Annotated in this window: 16 protein-coding genes; 10 read left to right on the top strand and 6 right to left on the bottom strand. The window is 70.0% G+C overall.

All coding sequences use genetic code 11. The annotated features are described in order from the left end of the window. The first annotated feature begins 107 nt into the window (after positions 1-107). Positions 108-2,753 (top strand): DUF3772 domain-containing protein, encoded by a 2,646-nt coding sequence (locus ACWPN5_RS22030; protein ID WP_492297377.1) that lies wholly within the window; start codon positions 108-110, stop codon positions 2,751-2,753. Between the two features lie 22 nt (positions 2,754-2,775). On the opposite strand, the gene ACWPN5_RS22025 is transcribed toward ACWPN5_RS22030, so the two are convergent. Both ACWPN5_RS22025 and ACWPN5_RS22020 read right to left on the bottom strand, forming a co-directional pair. Then, entirely contained in the window at positions 2,776-3,009 is a 234-nt protein-coding gene (locus tag ACWPN5_RS22025) for a hypothetical protein (protein WP_200477109.1), read from the bottom strand. 350 nt (positions 3,010-3,359) lie between these two features. Then, positions 3,360-4,511: an MFS transporter gene (locus ACWPN5_RS22020; RefSeq protein ID WP_492297375.1), complete on the bottom strand. Its 1,152-nt coding sequence runs from the start codon at positions 4,509-4,511 to the stop codon at positions 3,360-3,362. Between the two features lie 177 nt (positions 4,512-4,688). Here ACWPN5_RS22020 and ACWPN5_RS22015 point away from each other — a divergent pair, with 177 nt between their 5' ends. Next, positions 4,689-5,285 carry a glutathione peroxidase gene (locus ACWPN5_RS22015; protein ID WP_492297373.1) on the top strand — a complete coding sequence of 199 codons (597 nt, stop codon included), beginning with the start codon at positions 4,689-4,691 and terminating at the stop codon, positions 5,283-5,285. 4 nt (positions 5,286-5,289) lie between these two features. Next, a complete protein-coding gene (locus tag ACWPN5_RS22010) occupies positions 5,290-5,748 on the top strand; it encodes a DUF3429 domain-containing protein (RefSeq protein WP_145680981.1) in 459 nt (152 codons plus the stop codon). Here ACWPN5_RS22010 and dusA read toward each other — a convergent pair. Together dusA and hexR are read right to left on the bottom strand one after the other, a co-directional pair. After that, positions 5,729-6,718, bottom strand: coding sequence for a tRNA dihydrouridine(20/20a) synthase DusA (gene dusA, locus ACWPN5_RS22005; RefSeq protein WP_492297371.1), 990 nt, complete (start codon positions 6,716-6,718; stop codon positions 5,729-5,731). The genes ACWPN5_RS22010 and dusA overlap by 20 nt on opposite strands. Before the next feature lie 225 nt (positions 6,719-6,943). Continuing rightward, positions 6,944-7,828 carry a transcriptional regulator HexR gene (gene hexR, locus ACWPN5_RS22000; protein ID WP_014197391.1) on the bottom strand — a complete coding sequence of 295 codons (885 nt, stop codon included), beginning with the start codon at positions 7,826-7,828 and terminating at the stop codon, positions 6,944-6,946. A gap of 475 nt (positions 7,829-8,303) precedes the next feature. Between hexR and ACWPN5_RS21995 the strand changes: the two genes are divergently transcribed. The 3 genes from ACWPN5_RS21995 to ACWPN5_RS21985 are packed head-to-tail and all read left to right on the top strand — an operon-like array spanning position 8,304 to position 11,202. Then, positions 8,304-8,843, top strand: a complete 540-nt coding sequence (locus ACWPN5_RS21995; protein WP_145680979.1) for a TRAP transporter small permease — start codon at positions 8,304-8,306, stop codon at positions 8,841-8,843. A 34-nt stretch (positions 8,844-8,877) separates the two neighbouring features. After that, positions 8,878-10,158, top strand: a complete 1,281-nt coding sequence (locus ACWPN5_RS21990; RefSeq protein ID WP_492297369.1) for a TRAP transporter large permease — start codon at positions 8,878-8,880, stop codon at positions 10,156-10,158. A 30-nt stretch (positions 10,159-10,188) separates the two neighbouring features. Further along, the gene (locus ACWPN5_RS21985) at positions 10,189-11,202 is read left to right on the top strand and encodes a TRAP transporter substrate-binding protein (protein ID WP_492297367.1); all 1,014 of its coding nucleotides are present in this window, start codon (positions 10,189-10,191) and stop codon (positions 11,200-11,202) included. Between the two features lie 166 nt (positions 11,203-11,368). Here the strand turns inward: ACWPN5_RS21985 and ACWPN5_RS21980 are convergent, their stop codons facing one another. Together ACWPN5_RS21980 and ACWPN5_RS21975 are read right to left on the bottom strand one after the other, a co-directional pair. Continuing rightward, positions 11,369-12,652: a hypothetical protein gene (locus ACWPN5_RS21980; RefSeq protein ID WP_492297365.1), complete on the bottom strand. Its 1,284-nt coding sequence runs from the start codon at positions 12,650-12,652 to the stop codon at positions 11,369-11,371. Positions 12,653-12,684: 32 nt separating this feature from the next. Further along, positions 12,685-13,536 carry a fumarylacetoacetate hydrolase family protein gene (locus ACWPN5_RS21975; protein ID WP_492297363.1) on the bottom strand — a complete coding sequence of 284 codons (852 nt, stop codon included), beginning with the start codon at positions 13,534-13,536 and terminating at the stop codon, positions 12,685-12,687. Between the two features lie 156 nt (positions 13,537-13,692). On the opposite strand from ACWPN5_RS21975, the gene ACWPN5_RS21970 reads away from it, so the two are divergent. From ACWPN5_RS21970 to ACWPN5_RS21955, 4 genes are all read left to right on the top strand, one after another. Further along, positions 13,693-14,148 (top strand): hypothetical protein, encoded by a 456-nt coding sequence (locus tag ACWPN5_RS21970; protein ID WP_145680974.1) that lies wholly within the window; start codon positions 13,693-13,695, stop codon positions 14,146-14,148. 117 nt (positions 14,149-14,265) lie between these two features. Beyond that, complete coding sequence (locus ACWPN5_RS21965) at positions 14,266-14,598, top strand: hypothetical protein (RefSeq protein ID WP_492297361.1); 333 nt, start codon at positions 14,266-14,268, stop codon at positions 14,596-14,598. Positions 14,599-14,705: 107 nt separating this feature from the next. Continuing rightward, entirely contained in the window at positions 14,706-15,869 is a 1,164-nt protein-coding gene (locus ACWPN5_RS21960; protein ID WP_145680972.1) for an aminotransferase, read from the top strand. Positions 15,870-16,016: 147 nt separating this feature from the next. Then, positions 16,017-17,645 (top strand): sensor histidine kinase, encoded by a 1,629-nt coding sequence (locus ACWPN5_RS21955; protein ID WP_492297359.1) that lies wholly within the window; start codon positions 16,017-16,019, stop codon positions 17,643-17,645. The last annotated feature ends 179 nt before the right edge of the window (positions 17,646-17,824 follow it).

Below are 17,824 nucleotides of genomic sequence, written 5' to 3'. Positions count from 1 at the left end.
CTGGTGACACGGCGTGCCATACTTTTGCCGTGACGACGAAGAGTATAGGTATCCCTTTTCCCGGTCCGCCGGGGTGGCCGCCTTTCGCCAACACGAGATTTCGAACGGTGATCCAGATCCCCTCCGCCTTCCGTCGCCGGGTCGGCCGGCTCCTGGCAGCCCTGGTGCTGTGCGGCGCGCTTGCCGTGGGCACCGCCGCGCCGTCGGCCTTCGCCCAGACCGCCGCTCCGGCGGCGGAGGCCGCGGCGGACTTCAAGACGAAGCTCCCGCAATGGCAGAACGCGTTGGAGCGGGCGGCCAACCGCATCGCGGGTGGTGATCTGGCGAACACCGAATACGAGACCCTGCGCGCCGATCTGGCGAAGATCCAGCACGAGGTCCGGGAGGCCGGGGCCGCCGCCGCCGCCGCCCGCGACACCGCGCAGCGCATGCTCGACGCGCTGGGGCCGCCGCCGGCCCAGGGCGCCCCGCCGGAGGAGGCCGGGATCGCCGCGGAACGCAAGCGCCTGTCCCAGACCATCGGCGAGGCGGAGGGGCGGACCAAGCAGACCGAGTTGATCGTCACCCGCGCCGACATCCTGCTGCGCACCGCCGCCGACCAGCGCATGACCCAGCTCACCGAGCAGATCGTCCGGCGCGGGCCGGTGCCCCTGCTGCCCGCCACCTGGGCCGCCCTGCCCGAGCAGACGGCCTATGTGCAGGAGCGTATGGCGCGGGCCTTCGGCATCGTGATGGGCGACGACGAGTGGCGCGGCCGCCTGTACGGTCTGGGCGCGCTGGCCGCCATCCTGTTTCTGGTCGCCTGGCCGGTGCGCCGGGTCCTGCTGCGCCGCTACGGCCACCGCGACCTGGAGGAGCGGCCGAGCTACCGCCAGCGCGTGGTGGCGATGGCGGTGGAGGCGCTGGCCCGCTGCCTCGTGCCGCTGGTGCCGACGCTGGTGCTGAGCGGCGCCCTGGTCGGGCTGCTGCGCGACGCCGCCGACGCCGGGCCGCTGACCGCGCTGGTGGTCGGGGTGTCCGGCGGCCTGACCGCCTATTTCCTGGTCACCGGCGTCGCCCGCGCCACCCTGGCGCCCGACCATCCGTCCTGGCAGCTCGCCAACCTCGACCCGGCGAGCGCGCGCCGTCTGGTCCGCCGCATCCCGCTCGTCATGATCGGGCTGGCGCTGGCCGGCACCGGCATCGCCCTGTCGGAGGGCATGTTCACCCCGCCGGAGCTGCGCTCGATCACCGGCTTCGGCACCATGGCGCTGATCGCCGTGTCGCTGCTGTTCCTCTACCCCGACCACCTCTGGCTGGCCGCCCCGCCGCCGGAGGCCGAGGCGACCGACGATTGCGGCTGCCCGGAGCCGACGCCCGGGGCCGGACTGGACGTCACCCTGCCGCCGGCCGCCGCGCCCAGCGAGGCGGAGGCCGCGGAGGAGCCGCCGGCCCGTCCGCGGGTCGTCGGGCTGCGCCTGCGGCTGCTGATCGGGGCGGTGGCGCTCGCCTCGCTGGTCGCCGCAGGCTCCGGCTATCTGGTCGGCGCGATCTACGCGTCGAAGCTGATGCTGACCACCCTCATCATCGGCGGCGTCCTGCTGGTGGCGCGCGGCGTCCTGCGCGAGCTGTTGTGCGTCCTGCTGGAGCGCGGCAGCGGGCAGGTGGCCGAGGTGCGCGACATCGTCATCGCCACCGACCGCGGCCGGCGGATGCTGGGGCAGGCCGGGCGGACGGTGATCGACGGGCTTCTGCTGACCGTGGCCGCCTTCTTCCTGCTGCCGCTGACCGGCATGACCCTGTCGGAGATGAAGGGGCTGGCCGACGGCTTCCTCAGCGGCGTCACGGTGGGCGGCGTGCGCATCGCGCCGGGCGACATCATGTCGGCGTTGATGGTGCTGGGCGTCGTCGTCGCGGTGACCCGCTTCATCCAGCGCCAGCTCGACGAGCGCATCCTCGGCCGCGTCAACATGGACGACGGCGTGCGCAACTCGATCCGCATGGGTGTCGGCTATCTCGGCACCACCATGGCGGTGCTGATGTCGGTCGGCACGCTGGGGCTCGACCTGTCCAGCCTCGCGATGATCGCGTCCGCCCTGTCGGTCGGTATCGGTTTCGGCCTGCAGAACGTCGTCAGCAACTTCATCTCCGGCCTGATCATGCTGGTCGAGCGACCGGTGAAGGTGGGCGACTGGGTGGTGGTGAACGGGCTGGAGGGCACCGTGCGCCGGATCAGCGTGCGCGCGACGGAGATCCAGACCTTCCAGCGCGCTTCCGTCATCATCCCGAACTCGGAGTTCATCTCCAAGTCGGTGGTCAACTGGACGCTGAAGGACAAGACCACCCGCATTGAGATCAAGGTCCGCATCACCTACGACACCGACGCCCGGCAGGTCTACGCGCTGCTGCTGAGGATCGGCTACGGCCACGCCCAGGTGCTGCGCAACCCGGAGCCGGTGGTGATGTTCCGCGACTTCGGGCCGAGCGGGCCGGAGTTCGAGCTGCGCTGCTTCGTCGCCAACACCGAGCACATCATCCCGGTGCGCAACGAGCTGCGCATGCGCATCCTGGAGCAGTTCCGCGAGCAGGGCATCCAGATGCCCTTCGACCAGCAGACCGTCCACATGCCGAAGGTCGAGGCGATGCTGGAGGTCCTCCTGGCCGAGCGCCGCGCCCAGGCCGGCGTGCCGGAGCTTCAGGTGGTGGCCGACAGCGGCAAGGTCGTGCCGCTGGCCGACACGCTCAGCGACCGCGGGCCGCGCACCGCCACCTGACGGGGCGGCCCGCAGAGTGTCGTCAGAGCGGTGGCTCCGCCGGCTTGCGGCGCCGAAGCGGAGTGACTTTGGGCGGGGGCGCCGCGGACTCGGGGAGGGGTTGCCAGCCGGCGATGGCGCGCACGCAGCGCAGCGCTTCCGGGTTGTTGGCAAAGACCGGGAACAGCCGGCGCAACTCCACCACGGCGGACCATTCGCCGCGGTCGTGGAAGGCCCGGCGGATCGTTTCGGCTTCGCTCTCGCTGACGGTGAACATGGCGCCAGAGTGCCCCGCGGACCAAAGGCGCGCAAGCCCTCCCGGCGCCGGAAACAGCCCTTTGCCGTGGCCCGCAAACCCTGTCAAGGAAAGTTGTTCACAGGCGCGCGCATCCTTCGCTTGACTCCCGTTGCGGGGCGGGGCAGGCCGCGGACCAGGGCGGAAACGGAGCGCCGGGCACGAAAACTCCTTGATCGGCGCGGTTTTCTAATGTGCCCAAATTTCAGGCATTTGTGCCGGACCCCTTGAGGGGCCGCCTCTCCCTTCGGTTACCCCTCGATTCGCCAACAGAGTTATCCACAGAATCTGGGGATATCCGAAATATTGACATATCAGTCGGGGCGGCTCTCTCAGGTTGGACGGCGGATCAGCCGCACGGCACCGATGCCCAGCAGCATGGTCAGCGCGCCGCCGAACAGGAACAGGGCGGGCAGCCCGACCTGATGGGCGACGGCACCATAGACCACCGGCCCGATCCCCTGCCCCAGGAAGAAGGAGGAGGCGAAGAGGGCGAGCGCCGACCCGCGCGCCGTCGCCGACAGCTCCGTCGCCTGGGTCTGCATCGTGTTGTGCAGCATGTAGAAGCCGAATCCGGCGACCAGGAACAGCAGGGACACCACCGGCCAGGGCACCGGGGCGAGCATCGCCAGATAGGCGCCGCCGGCCACGAGGCCGCCGGCCCCCATCATCCCCCATTGGCCGAGCGTGCCGAGCAGGCGCCGCACGATGAAACTGTAGACGACTCCGCCGATGGCGAAGGCGGCGAGCGTCACCCCGGCCTCGAAGGCGCCCTCCGCCCCGTGGCGGGCCAGCATGGGGGCGACGAAGGGGAAGACGCCGAAGATCAGCAGCCCTTCCGCCGCCACCGTCGCGAAGACCCAGACCGACACCGGATTCGCCAGGACGGAGGCGTAGCGCGCCCGCGCGTCGGCCACGGACAGGGGATGCCGCTCCTCGCGCTCACCCTTCAGGAGGAGGGCGGCGGTCAGGGCGATCAGGCCGGTCACCACGGCGGCCAGGGCGAAGACGGTGCGCCAGCCCGCCACCTCCGACAGGGCGCCGGCCACGGCGGAACCGGACATTTGGCCGAGGATGACCGCCAGCAGAAAGCGGCTGATTGCGAACTGCCGCTCGGTGTAGACGACCCGGTCGCCGATCAGCGCCATGGAGGCCGGGATGATCCCCCCGGCGAAGGCGCCGGCGAGCATCCGCGAGCCCAGAACGCTGTAATAGCCGGGCGCCACCGCCGACAGCGCCACGCCGATGGTCAGGACGACCAGCGACAGGCGGATCAGCCGCGTCTTGCCGATGGCGTCGCCGACCGGTCCCAGGATCAGCTGCATCGCGGCGTAGGGCAGCGTGTAGGCGGAGGAGAGCAGGGCCGCTTCGGCCACGCCGATGCCGAGGTCCGACGCGATGACGGTCAGCATCGGGTCGGTGGTGCGCAGCGAAAAGGCACTCGCGAAACCGGCGAGGCCGAGCATCAGGATGAGAAGGCGCATGGGAGGCGTCGGCCGGTCTATGGTCTGGGGCGGGCGGGGGACAACCCTAAAGCAGGTGCGGCCGTCCGTCGCACGGCAAGATGGCCATGGCACCCATGCGCGTGCATGATCCGACAGGCCTCGACCGCCGTATAGAGCAAGGCCCTGCAGACCAGCGCCGCCGACCGGGAGACCGCCATGCCAACGATCCGCAATGCCGCCCGAACCGCCGCCGGGATTCTGTCCGCCGTCCTGATGCTGTCCGCGGCCGTCCCTGGTGCGGCGGCGGAGTCCGACGCGCTCGACTGGGCGGCGCTGCCACTGCCGGCCATCGACGGCGGCACGCTCGCGCCCGATGCCTTCCGGGGCAAGGCGGTGCTGCTGGTCAACACGGCGTCGCAATGCGGCTACACCGGGCAGTATGAGGGGCTGCAAAAGCTCTGGGCCGGGCGGCGCGACCGCGGGCTGGTCGTCCTGGGGGTGCCGAGCAACGATTTCGGTGGGCAGGAGCCCGGCAGCAACGCCCAGGTCGCGTCCTTCTGCGAACTCAACTACGGCGTCGATTTTCCCCTGATGGAGAAGCAGGCCGTCACCGGACCGCAGGCCCACCCGCTCTACCGCTGGGCGGCGGCGGTCGCCGGGCCGCAGGGCGTGCCGCGCTGGAACTTCCACAAGATCCTGATCGGCCGCGACGGGCGGCTGGTGGAATGGTTCGGCAGTTCGGTCACGCCGGAGTCCGCCACGCTGACCGCGGCCGTGGACAAGGCGCTGGCCCAGCCCGCCGCGAAGCGGTAACCGCATGGACGCGCTGTCCTTCGAGGACCGCCGGGCCTCGGTCGTCCGGCTGCTGTCCTACGGCGGGCTGATCCCCTTCGTCGGCGGCGCCGCGCTGGCCTGGATGGCGGAGGGCGACGTACGGGCCGCCGTGGTCCGGGCGGTCGTCGTCTACGCGGTGTCGATCCTGTCCTTCATCGGCGCCATCCACTGGGGCCGCATCCTTTCCGGGCGGGACGGCGAGACGAGCGGGCCGGCGTGGCTGGCCTGGGGAGTGGCGCCGTCGCTGCTGGGGTGGGGTGCCACCCTGCTGCCGTCCGGCCTGACGGTGCCGGCGCTGATCCTGACCTTCCTGCTCGCCTGGGCGGTGGACCGCAGCGCGGCGGCGGACGGACGTTATCCCCGCTGGTTCGGCACGCTGCGGACGCGCCTGACCGTCGTCGTCTGCCTGACGCTCGCAGCACTCATTCCGCTGGCTGGGTGACCGCTTCCCGGTGGGGCACCAGCGCCGCGGCCTTCAGCAGCACCTCCGGCCCGGCGCCGGGGAGATGGGCGTTCTCGCTGATGTGGCGGCGCCACGCGCGGGCGCCGGGCAGGCCCTGGAACAGCCCCAGCATGTGCCGGGTGATCGCCGACAGCGGCGCGCCCTGGCGCATCCGCTCCTCGGCGTAGGCCGCCATGGCCTCGACCACCGCGTAGCGGTCGGGACCGGGCTCCCCGCCGAACAGGCGGCGGTCGGCGTCGGCCAGGATGTAGGGCGTCTCGTAGGCGGCGCGCCCGATCATCACGCTGTCCAGTGTGGCGAGATGCCCCTCCGCCTCGTCCAGGGTCCGGATGCCGCCGTTGATGGCGATGGTGAGCTGCGGATTCTCCTGCTTCAGCCGGTGGACGAGGTCGTAGCGCAGCGGCGGGATGTCCCGGTTCTCCTTGGGGCTGAGGCCCTTCAGCCACGCCTTGCGGGCGTGCACGATGAAGTGGGTGCAGCCGGCGGCGGACACGGTGCGCACGAACTGGTCCAGTGTCGGCCATTCCTCCATCTCGTCGATGGCGATCCGCGACTTCACGGTGACGGGGATCGACACCGCCTCGCGCATGGCGCCGACCAGCCGGGCGACCAGATCGGGCTCGGCCATCAGGCAGGCGCCGAAGCGGCCCGACTGCACGCGGTCGCTCGGGCAGCCGACGTTCAGGTTGACCTCGTCATAGCCCCACTCCTCGGCGATGCGGGCGCAGGCCGCCAGCTCCGCCGGGTCCGACCCGCCGAGCTGGAGCGCCACCGGATGCTCCGCCGCGTCGTAGCCGAGCAGCCGCTCGCGGTCGCCGTGCAGCACGGCGCCGGTGGTGACCATCTCGGTGTAGAGCAGCGTGTTCTTCGACAGCAGGCGATGGAAGGTCCGGCAATGGCGGTCCGTCCAGTCCATCATCGGTGCAACGCTGAGGGCTATGGCGGGCATGGGCGGGGACTGTCTGTGAATCGGGAACGGCGGCGCACCAATTGGACCAAGCCGGCCCGGATGGCAAGGGGGGAGGTGGTTTTGTCGCCTTGGATTACCAGCCCTCTCCCCTCCGGGGAGAGGGTGGCCCGCAGGGCCGGTGAGGGGGGTGCGCTTGTGCCGAACGCACCAACACGCGCAACCCCCTCACCCTAACCCTCTCCCCAGAGGGGAGAGGGGATAAAATCACGCCCGCTGGCGACCGCGGGCGGGCTTGCCGTGGGAGGAGCGGGTGCCGGACAGCACGGCCTTCACCTTCGCCAGATGGTGCCGCGCCTCGGCGCCGAGCTTCAGCGCCACGCCTGTGGACAGCACGTCGATGATCGCCAGATGGACGAGGCGGGAGGCCATCGGCGTGTAGATTTCCGCGTCCTCGACCGGGGTGTGGCCGATGGCGACCGACGACACCGCGGCCAGCGGCGAGCCCGGCGCGGTGATCGCGATGACCGGGATGCCCAGGTCGCGGGCCATCTGCGCCAGCTCCGTCACCATCACGGTGCGCCCGGTGTTGGAGATCGCCAGCAGGACGCCGCGCGCTCCCAGATTGACCGCCAGCATGCGGACCATCATCGGATCGGCGCTGGCCTGCGCCGCCATGCCGAAGCGCATGAACTTGTGCGCCGCGTCCTCCGCCACCACCGCCGAGGCGCCGGTGCCGATGCACAGGATGCTGGAGGCGTCGGCCAGCAGTTCCACGGCGCGGGAGACGGCCGCCATGTCGAGCGCGCCGGCCGCGTCGTTCAGAGCGGCGGCGGCGGATGAAAAGATTTTTCGCGCGACGGTCGGAGTCTCGTCGTCCGGCGCCACGTCCTGGCTGACGAAGGGGGTGCCGCGGGCCTGCCCCTCGGCCAGCCGCAGCTTGAAATCGGGGAAGCCGGCGCAGCCGATGCTGCGGCAGAAGCGGACGACGGTCGCCTCGCTGACCCCGGCGGCCTGGGCCAGCACGGTGATGCTCTGCCCCAGGACCTTCTGCGGCTCGACCAGCACCATCTCGGCGACCTGGGCTTCGGAACGCTTCAACTCCGGCAGACGGCCGCGGATGTGATCGAGGATGTTCACCGGCTGGAGCATCGAAACGGACCGTCCATCCCTAAAAGCGTTCTTGGGTCCCGGCCTTCTCGGCTCCGGGCGTCGGTGGGCGGCGGGACCGTACCACCGCCGCCGCGAGCGGCATAGCCTGCCCTGGCCCGCGCGGCCGGGTCGTCGCGCCGCTTTCCCTGGGACCCAAGCTATGCGTGGGAGGGCGCCTTGTGAAGATAATTTTCGTCGCTATGCCGATCGTCTGGCGGTTTTGGTGCCGTTATGAAGAAAATCTTCTTCACTCGGTTGCGGGACTCCTCTATTTTCCGACACAGAAAATTCAAGGTCCCGGCAAGAGACCCCGGCAAGAGACCAAATGGGAGGAACCCCGACCCGCCGCCCGGCCCCGCTGCCGGTGCGCCGCGCCGCCCGTTCCCTTCCGTGCCGTCTCCTTCCCGCGTCCGTCCCCTGCCGCCGCCCTTTCCGTTTGGGTGAGCCCCGCCGCGAGGCGGGCCGAGGAGTGTGCATGAAGCGCATGGTGGAAGCGCTGGAGATGGTCACCGAATGGATCATGGCGCTGATGCTCGCCGTGATGGTGGCGCTGGTCTTCGGCAACGTGGTTCTGCGGTACGGCTTCAACAGCGGCATCGTCGCCGCCGAGGAGCTGGCCCGCCTGATGTTCGTCTGGCTGGTCTTCCTGGGCGCGACGCTGGCGCTGCGCCGCCACCAGCATCTGGGGCTGGACATCCTCCAGGCCCGCCTGCCGGCCCGCGTCCGCCGGGTCTGCGCGGTGATCAGCCACCTGCTGATGATCTACGCGCTGTGGCTGTTCATCCAGGGGAGCTGGTTCCAGCTTCTGATCGGGATGGAGACGCGCTCCACGGTGCTCAGCTTCCCCATGGCCTTCTACGCCGCCGCGGGATTCTTCCCGGCGATCGCCATGGCGCTGACGATCATCGCCAACCTCTGGAAAATCCTGTCGGGCGACGCGACGGCGCACATCCCCGGCAACGGCGACCCCCACGGCGTCACCGCCCCGCAGGGCGGCGCCATCGCCGAGCATTGATTCCGTCCGGCCTTCTGAAAGCGGAGCCCGTTCCATGGCCCTTGCGGTCTTCCTCTCCTCGCTGTTCGGCCTGATGCTGCTCGGCATGCCCATCGCCTTCGCCCTGATGCTGACAGGCGTGGCGCTGATGCTGCATCTCGACTTCTTCGACGCCCAGCTCGTCGCCCAGAACATGCTGAGCGGCGCCGACAACTACCCGCTGATGGCAGTGCCCTTCTTCATCCTGGCCGGCGAGCTGATGAACGCCGGCGGCATCTCGCAGCGCATCATCAACCTCGCGGTCAGCCTCGTCGGGCACATCCGCGGCGGCCTGGGCTACGTGACCATCGGCGCGTCGGTGATGCTGGCCAGCCTGTCCGGTTCGGCCATCGCCGACACGGCGGCGCTCGCCACGCTGCTGATCCCGATGATGCGCGACAACGGCTACCCGGTGCCGCGCTCCGCCGGCCTGATCGCGTCGGGCGGCATCATCGCCCCGATCATCCCGCCCAGCATGCCCTTCATCATCTTCGGCGTGACCACCAACACCTCGATCAGCGGCCTGTTCATGGCCGGCATCGTGCCCGGCCTGCTGATGGGCGCCGGTCTGGTCATCACCTGGATGTTCGTGGTGCGCGGCATGACCGTGAAGCTGCAGCCCAAGGCGAGCTGGGGCGAGCGCCGCACCGCGCTGGTCGAGGGCGTCTGGGCGCTGGCCCTGCCGGTCATCATCATCGGCGGCCTGCGCGGCGGCATCTTCACCCCGACCGAGGCCGCGGTGGTCGCCGCCGTCTACTCGCTGGTCGTGGCGCTGTTCGTCTACCGGCAGGTGACGCTGAAGGATCTGGTGCCGCTGCTGGTCCAGGCCGCGCGCACCACCAGCACGGTGATGTTCCTGTGCGCGGCGGCGCTGGTGTCGTCCTACATGGTGACCCTGGCCGACCTGCCGCAGCAGATGAACGAGATGCTGGCCCCGCTGCTGCACGAGCCGAAGCTGCTGATGGTCGCCATCACGCTGCTGCTGCTCGCCGTCGGCACGGTGATGGACCTGACGCCGACGATCCTGGTGCTCGGCCCCGTGCTGACTCCGCTGGCCGCGGCGGCGGGCATCGACCCGACCTATTTCGGCGTGATGTTCGTGCTGACCGGCACGCTGGGCCTGATCCATCCGCCGGTCTGCACGGTGCTGAACGTGGTGTGCGGCGTCGCCCGCATCTCGCTGGAAAGCGCCACGCGCGGCATCTGGCCGTTCCTGCTGACCTACCTGCTTCTGCTGAGCCTGCTGATCGCCGTTCCGGAGATCGTCACGGCCCCGCTGACTCTGTTCCGCCATTAATCACAAATGCTCACAGGGAAGAACCGACCCATGAAGCTGCTCCGTTCCGTCCTTCTGGCGACCGGCCTTGCCGCCGCCATCCTCGCCCCCGTCGCCGCCTCCGCCCAGGACATCAAGCCGCGCCTGATCCGCTTCGGCTACGGCCTGTCGGAGAGCAGCAACCAGGGCCGCGCCGTGAAATTCTTTGTCGAGGAGATGTCCAAGCGCTCCGGCGGCAAGCTGAAGGTCAAGGGCTTCGCCGATGCCAGCCTGGGCAGCGACATCCAGATGCAGAACGCCCTGATCGGCGGCGCGCAGGAGATGATGGTTGGCTCGACCGCCACGCTGGTCGGCATCGTCAAGGACTTCGCCGTCTTCGACCTGCCGTTCCTGTTCAACAACGAGCAGGAGGCCGACGCCGTGTTCGACGGCCCGTTCGGCCAGAAGCTGGCGGCCAAGCTGAACGACAAGGGCCTCGTCGGCCTCGTCTACTGGGAGAACGGTTTCCGCAACCTGACCAACAGCAAGCGCCCGGTCGAGAAGGTCGAGGACCTGAAGGGCATCAAGCTGCGCGTCATGCAGAACCCGGTCTACATCGACATGTTCAACGGCTTCGGCGCCAACGCCGTGCCGCTGTCCTTCTCCGAGCTGTTCACCGCCATGGAGACGGGCACGGTGGACGGCCAGGAGAACCCGGTCACTACCATCCAGTCCTCGAAGTTCTACGAGGTCCAGAAGTATCTGACCATTTCCAAGCACGTCTACAGCCCGTGGATCGTTCTGGCCTCCAAGCGCTGGTACGACGGCCTGTCCGCTGACGAGCGCAAGATCATCAACGAGGCCGCCGTCGCCTCGCGCGACTTCGAGCGCAAGGACAGCCGCGAGGCGTCGAAGCAGAGCATCGCCTACCTCAAGGACAAGGGCATGCAGATCAACGAGCTGAGCGACGCCGAGCTGGGCCGCATGCGTGAGATGGTCAAGCCGGCCATGGACAAGTTCGCCGCCGACGGCGGCGCCGACCTGCTGAACGAGCTGCAGGGCGAGATCAACAAGGTCCGCAAGTAAGGCTTTGAATCTCCCTCTCCCGCTCCGGGAGAGGGAAGGGGCCCGCGCGAAAGCGCGGGAAGGGTGAGGGTAACACCAAGAATCAGCCTCTTGATCCTTGCACGACCCTCACCCGCCCGCTGACGCGGGCACCCTCTCCCGGGGCGGGAGAGGGGCTTTTCATCCGTCACTTCACCCGCTCACCCGTGAACGGGTTCCAGCCCACGGCGGCCAGGACCGTCCAGGCCGTCACCGCCAGGTGGGGGCGGCGGTAGTAGCGGAAATCGTCCGTGGTGCTGTCCGGCCCGATGGCGAGGCCGGTGGTGATGCTGTCCTCGCGTGTCGCCCAGACATGGCCGCCGCGGCTGACCTCCTTGCCGACCTCGGCCAGAAGCCGTTGCGCCTCGTCGGACCGTCCCAGCAGGCGGTAGACCAGCGCGGCCTGCGCCGTGCCCTCCACCCACATGCCGTCGCGATCGTCGTTGAAGTCGAAACCGCCGTCGACCCCGTGGGCCTTCTCCGCATAGTCCAGCGCCGCCCGCCACGCCTCCGGCGCGCCGCGCAGCAGCAGCGGCCAGAGCTGGGCGTCGAGGCCGGAGGTGGCCCGGTTGACCGTCACCCCGTCCGGCGCCGTGCCGGTGGGGAAATGCCCGCCGCCGTCCGCCCACATGCGGTCGAGGAAGCCGCGCGCCGCCTTCTCCGGCCCGGCCCAGTCGCCGCCCCCTTCCCTGGGGGTGCCGCTGCGCTCCAGCCAGCCGAACAGGGCGACGAGGTCGGTGTTGTGCTCCGTCGCCTTCCAGGTCAGGGGCTGCGGCTTGTCGTCGAAGCCCTGGACGCCGCCGTTGAAGCCGCCCGGCCCGCGCGGGTCGGCGGTGTTGGCCACCACCCAGCGGGCCAGCTCCGCCGCACCGTTGCGGAAGCGTTGCTCGCCGGTCGCCTGGTCCAGCGTCATCAGGGCCAGCCCCGCCCAGGCGACGTTGCCGGTGGCGGAGCCGACCTGATAGGCGTCCTCGAACCAGCGGTTGGCGGTGACGTCCCACCAGCCGTTGGGCGGGATCGGCTTCTGGGTCTGGGCGCCGGCGCGGTAGGTGTTGCGCAGCCGCCCCTGGCGCCGCGCGCGGTCCAGCGTGGCGGCGGAGAGCAGCGATTCGCCGATGCGCAGCGCCGGTTCCGTCTTGCCGCAGGCGACCAGGGCGATGACGGCCAGCGCGTTGTCATAGGTGAAGGCGGCCTCGCGCAGCGGCAGCTCCGACGTCTGGCCGACGCCGAAGCTGCTGTCGTAGCTGCGCAGGAACACCGGGCCGGAGCCGGGAATCTCCGCCACCCGCGATACCAGCGTGCCGCAGGTCTTCCCGGCCAGCGCCGCCGCGCCATCCTCGGCTCGGGCGGCGCCGGACGCGACCCCGGAGGCCGCCAGGGTGCCGACACCGGCGGCGAGCAGCCACGCGGCCAGACGGCTTGTTCGCTTCATCGAAGACACTCCTATTCCGGTCCCGGCGCCGCTCAGCCTTCGAAGGCGCGGACGGACTGGCGCTGCTCGCCCAGCCCTTCGACGCCCAGGCGCATGGTCTGGCCGGGCTGGAGCCAGGGGTGGTTCGGCCCGCGGCCCAGCGCCACGCCCTGCGGCGTGCCGGTGGCGATGACATCGCCCGGCAGCAGGGTCATGAAGCGGCTGATGTAGGACACGATCTCGGCGACGCCGAAGATCATGTCGGCGGTCGTGCTGTCCTGCATCGGCTGGCCGTCGACCTCCAGCCACAGGCGCAGCGCCTGCGGGTCGGGCACCTCGTCGCGGGTGACCATCCAGGGACCGATCGGGCAGAAGCTGTCGGCGCTCTTGCCCTTGACCCACTGGCCGGTGCTCTCGGTCTGGAAGGCGCGCTCCGATACATCGTTGAGGACGCAATAGCCGGCGATGTGGTCGAAGGCGTCGGCCTGATCGACGTAGCGGGCGGTGCGCCCGATGACGATGCCGAGTTCGACCTCCCAGTCGAGCTTGGTGGCGCCCCGCGGCATCTGGACCGGGTCGTTGGGGCCGCAGATGGAGGTGGTCGCCTTCATGAACAGCACCGGCTCCGCCGGCTCGGGCAGGCCGGATTCGGCGGCGTGGGCGCGATAGTTCAGCCCGACGCAGACCACCTTGGACACCCCGGCGACGCAGGGGCCGAGCCGGGTCCCGTCCGGCACCTGGGCCAGCCGGTCGGTGTCGAGCGTGCGCAGATGGGCCAGCCCATCCTCGGTCAGGGCGGCCGGACCGATGTCCGACACCACGCCCGACAGGTCGCGGATCACGCCATTGCGGTCCAGAAGGCCCGGACGCTCATGGCCCGGCGGGCCGAATCGCAGAAGTTTCATCAGGCTAAACCCTTCCCGTTCCCGAAGGTTGAGCCGCGCCTCTCCTCCGGTGAGTGCTGTCCGGTTCCGGCCGAAGCCGGAAAGGGGCTGTTCCGTCGCGGTGCGGTCTGGTGTACCCTTTTTTCAGCCCATGGGGAAACCAGACGGGAGGCGGATATGCCGGTGTGGCGCCGTTACCTCGTGAAGGAGCCGACCGGGCGGCTGGTCGAACTGCCGAGCCGCCAATACGACCGCGCCGACGACGGCACGGCGCCGATCCCCGACTACGCCGGCCGCTGCGTTGAACTGGTGGCGGCGGTGCTGGTCGGCAAGCAGGGCGCCACGCCAACGGTGACCGAGGTTGCCTTCACCAAGCTGTATTTCGACCAGTCGGGCTTCGTCGACGCCGCCAAGCGGGAGCGGATGATCCGCCTGATGCTGGAAAGCTGCGCCGACCGGCGCGGCCGCAAGCCGGCCCGGCGCACCGGCGGCAATGGCAATGCCCTGGCGAAACGCGCCGACGCCGCGCGCAGCGAACTGATGCGCGACTTCGAATGGGCGCCGGCGCCGGCGGAGGTCACCGCCGCGCTGTTCGTCCTCGGGCCGCCCGCCAGCGCCGCGCCGTTGCACTGACACGCCCCTTTCTCCACCCTTTTCCCCACGGCCTCCCCCGAAAAGTCACATCGTCCGGCCTCTTCCCCTGTGCCCTTATGCTCCCATATGGCTGCAGGCACAGGAGGAGGAGCCCCGATGCATCGTCGCGCCGCCATCCCCCGCTCGCTGCTCGCCAGGCCCACGCTTGCCAGGCCCACGCTTGCCCGGGTCCGGCAACTCGCTCTGATCGGCACGGGGTGGAGCCTGATTGGTCTGGGCGCCCTGATGTCGCCGTTGCCGGGGCCGTTCGGCTTTCCGGTGGCGCTGGCCGGCGGGGTGATCCTGCTGCGCAACTCCGCGGACGCCCGCCGCCTGTTCGTGCGGCTGAAGCGCCGCCACCCCCGGCTGCTCAGCCCCGTCGAGCGTATCCGCATCAAGCTGCGCCACCGCCGCAACGCCGCCAGGGCCAAGGCCGCCGCAACCGCCTGAGCGGCCCGGTCTCCGCCATTGCCGCCGGGCCGCTCTGCGGACGGGACGCTGGACAGCGCACGGCCGCTGCGGCATTCCTGTCCGCTTCGGTGGTCAGGAGGCTCAAGGTGAAGTCCGGCAACGCAATCCTGTCGAGCTACGGCACGACGATCTTCGAGGTGATGTCCCGCCTGTCGGACGAGCACAAGGCGATCAATCTCGGCCAGGGCTTTCCCGACGAGCGCGGCCCCGCCGACGTGCTGGACGTGGCGGCCAAGGCCATTCTGGAGGGTTGGAACCAGTATCCGCCGATGATGGGCACGCCGGAGCTGCGCCAGGCGGTGGCCGCGCACGGCAAGCGCTTCTACGGGCTGGACATCGACTGGAAGACCGAGGTGATGGTGACCTCCGGCGCCACCGAGGCGCTGACCGCCAGCCTGCTCGGCCTCATCAACCCGGGCGACGAGGTCGTGCTGTTCCAGCCCATGTACGACAGCTACCTGCCGATCGTCCGGCTGGCCGGCGGCGTGCCGCGCTTCGTCAGCCTGAAGGCTCCGGATTGGAGCTTCACGCGTGCCGATCTGGAGGCGGTCTTCTCGCCCAAGACCAAGCTCGTCCTCATCAACGATCCGTTGAATCCCGCCGCCAAGGTCTTCACCCGCGCGGAGCTTGAGCTGCTGGCGGAATTCGTCCAGCGCTTCGACGCCTTCGCCGTCTGCGACGAGGTGTACGAGCACATCATCTTCGACGGGCTTGCGCACATCCCGCTGATGACCCTGCCGGGCATGCGCGACCGCTGCCTGAAGATCGGCTCGGCCGGCAAGACCTTCTCGCTGACCGGTTGGAAGGTCGGCTACGTCACCGGCGCGCCGCACCTGCTCCAGCCGGTCGTCAAGGCGCACCAGTACATCACCTTCACGACGCCGCCCAACCTCCAGGCGGCGGTCGCCTATGGGCTGGGCAAGGACGAGGCCTACTTCACCGCTCTGGCCGGCGGGTTGCAGGCCAAGCGCGACCGGCTGGCCGACGGGCTGCGTTCCGTGGGGTTCGAAGTGCTGCCGTCCGCCGGCACCTACTTCGTCGTGGCCGACGTGTCGCCTTTCGGCTTCGACGGAAACGACGAGGATTTCTGCCGCCGCCTGACCGCCGAGGCCGGGGTGACGGCCATCCCGGTCGGCGCCTTCTTCGTCGAGGATGCGCCGCGCAGCTTCATCCGCTTCTGCTTCTCCAAAAGGGACGAGATCCTCGATGGCGCGGTTGAGCGGCTTTCGGCCTATTTCGCGCGTCGATGATCGGCGCGCGCTCCACAGCAACGCGCGATGGAGGGGCTTGCCCGCCGCTTCCATAGCGTGATACCCCTTGTGCTCTTGGGTCGATGCCGGGCCGGAACGGATCACTGTCCGGACCGGCCGCGGTGGACCGCCTGTGGAAGAGCCGGGATGCGCCTGCCGATCTCGTTCCGCTGGTGCGTGTTCGCCATCGCCGCCATCGCGATCACGGTGGTCTGGGGCGCCTACGCGCAGGTGGTGCGCGAACTTCTGGACGGCCAGACGCGCGAGGCGGTGGAGAAGGCCGAGACCATGGTCCGGGCTTTCGCCAAGAGCACCCACCGTGCGGTGCACGAGGTGGACATCACGCTGCGCTCCCTGGCGCTGGAGTTCGGCGAGGCCGGCCTGCCCGGCGTCCGCAACTTCCTCGACCAGACGCTCTACGATCCGACGCTGATCCACCACTTCACCGTTCTCGACGCCGACGGGGCCGTGCTGTTGCGCAGCGAAGGGCCGGGCGGGCAGGCGAACGAGCGGGACGATGCGGCCTTCGCCTTCCACCAGGACACCGGCCGCGACCTGATGCACATCGGCACGCCCTTTCCCGGAACGACCGGCGGCGGACCGCTGCTGCGCCTCAGCCGGCGGCTGACCGACGAGGACGGCGGCTTCGCGGGCATCGTGGTCGCCAACGTCGATCCCGACGTCCTGGGCGAGTTCTACCAGCAGGCCAATCTGGGGCCGCAGGGGGCGGTGACCCTGATCGGAATGGACAAGGTGATCCGCGCCCGCGGCGCCTCGCGGGGCGTCGAGGCGGTCGGCCTCGCCATCCCCCAGTCCCGCCTGTGGGAGGAGATGAGCCGGTCGCTCTCCGGAATCTACTGGCAGGAATCCCAGACCGACGGTGTCCTGCGCGCCTTCGCCTACCGCGTGGTGGAGAACTACCCGCTGGTCGCCACGGTGGGGATCGCGCGGACGGACATCGAGGCGGCGGTGGCCGACCTGAGGAACACGCTGTTTCTGCTGGCGGCGATCCTGACCGCATCCGTTCTGCTGATGGCGCTGTTCCTGCTGCTTCAGCACCGCACGGCGGAGCGGCTGCGCGCCGCCCTGGCGCTGAACCGCAATTTCCTCGCCCGCGTCAGCCACGAGCTGCGCACGCCGCTGAACGCCGTCCTCGGCTTCTCGGAGGTCATCCGCGACCAGATGCTGGGTCCGCAGGCCGGGGCGCGCTACGCCGACTATGCCCGCGACATCCATGAATCGGGGCGGCATCTGCTGGGGCTGATCAACGACATCATGGACCTGTCGCGGCTCCAGGCGGGGACCCTGCCGCTGCATCCGGAGGACCTCGACGTCGCGCCGATCGTGGAATGGGCCTTCCGCATGGTGGCGGCACAGGCCGACGCCAAGGGCATCCGGCTGGACATGAACGTCGAGCCGGGGCACCACAGCGTTTCCGCGGACGAGCGCGCCCTGAAGCAGATGCTCCTGAACCTGCTGGCCAACGCCGTCACCTTCACGCCGGACGGCGGGCGCATCCTGGTGACGGTCGGCGGCGGAGCGGACGGCGGGTGCCGCGTCCGGGTGACCGACAACGGCATCGGCATGACGCCGGAGCAGCTCCATCAGGCGGCGGAGCCCTTCGGTCAGGCCGCAGTGCATGTGGCGCTGCCGGGGCAGGGCAGCGGGCTGGGGCTGGCCATCGTCCGGTCGCTGATGGAGGCCCACGGCGGGCGCCTGCGCATCGACAGCCGGCCCGGCGAGGGCAGCCAGTTCACGCTGGACTTCGCCGGCTGATCCGCGCCCGATCCACCCCTCATTCACCCCTTCATCCGCGCTGCGGGATTTTCCGGGCTGGGCCGCAAAGCCGTGGCGAAACCAGGGGCGCTTCGGCATACTCCGCGCCGGTTTGCCGAAAACGGTGTTTTCGCAGGCCCCAAGTTTTCGCATAGGCCCGCGCGCGCCGCGCCGGGCGG

The organism is Azospirillum sp. UENF 211521, assembly GCF_058780535.1.
Note: the sequence above shows the minus strand (reverse complement) of the source record. Positions and strands in the feature narration are given on the sequence as shown.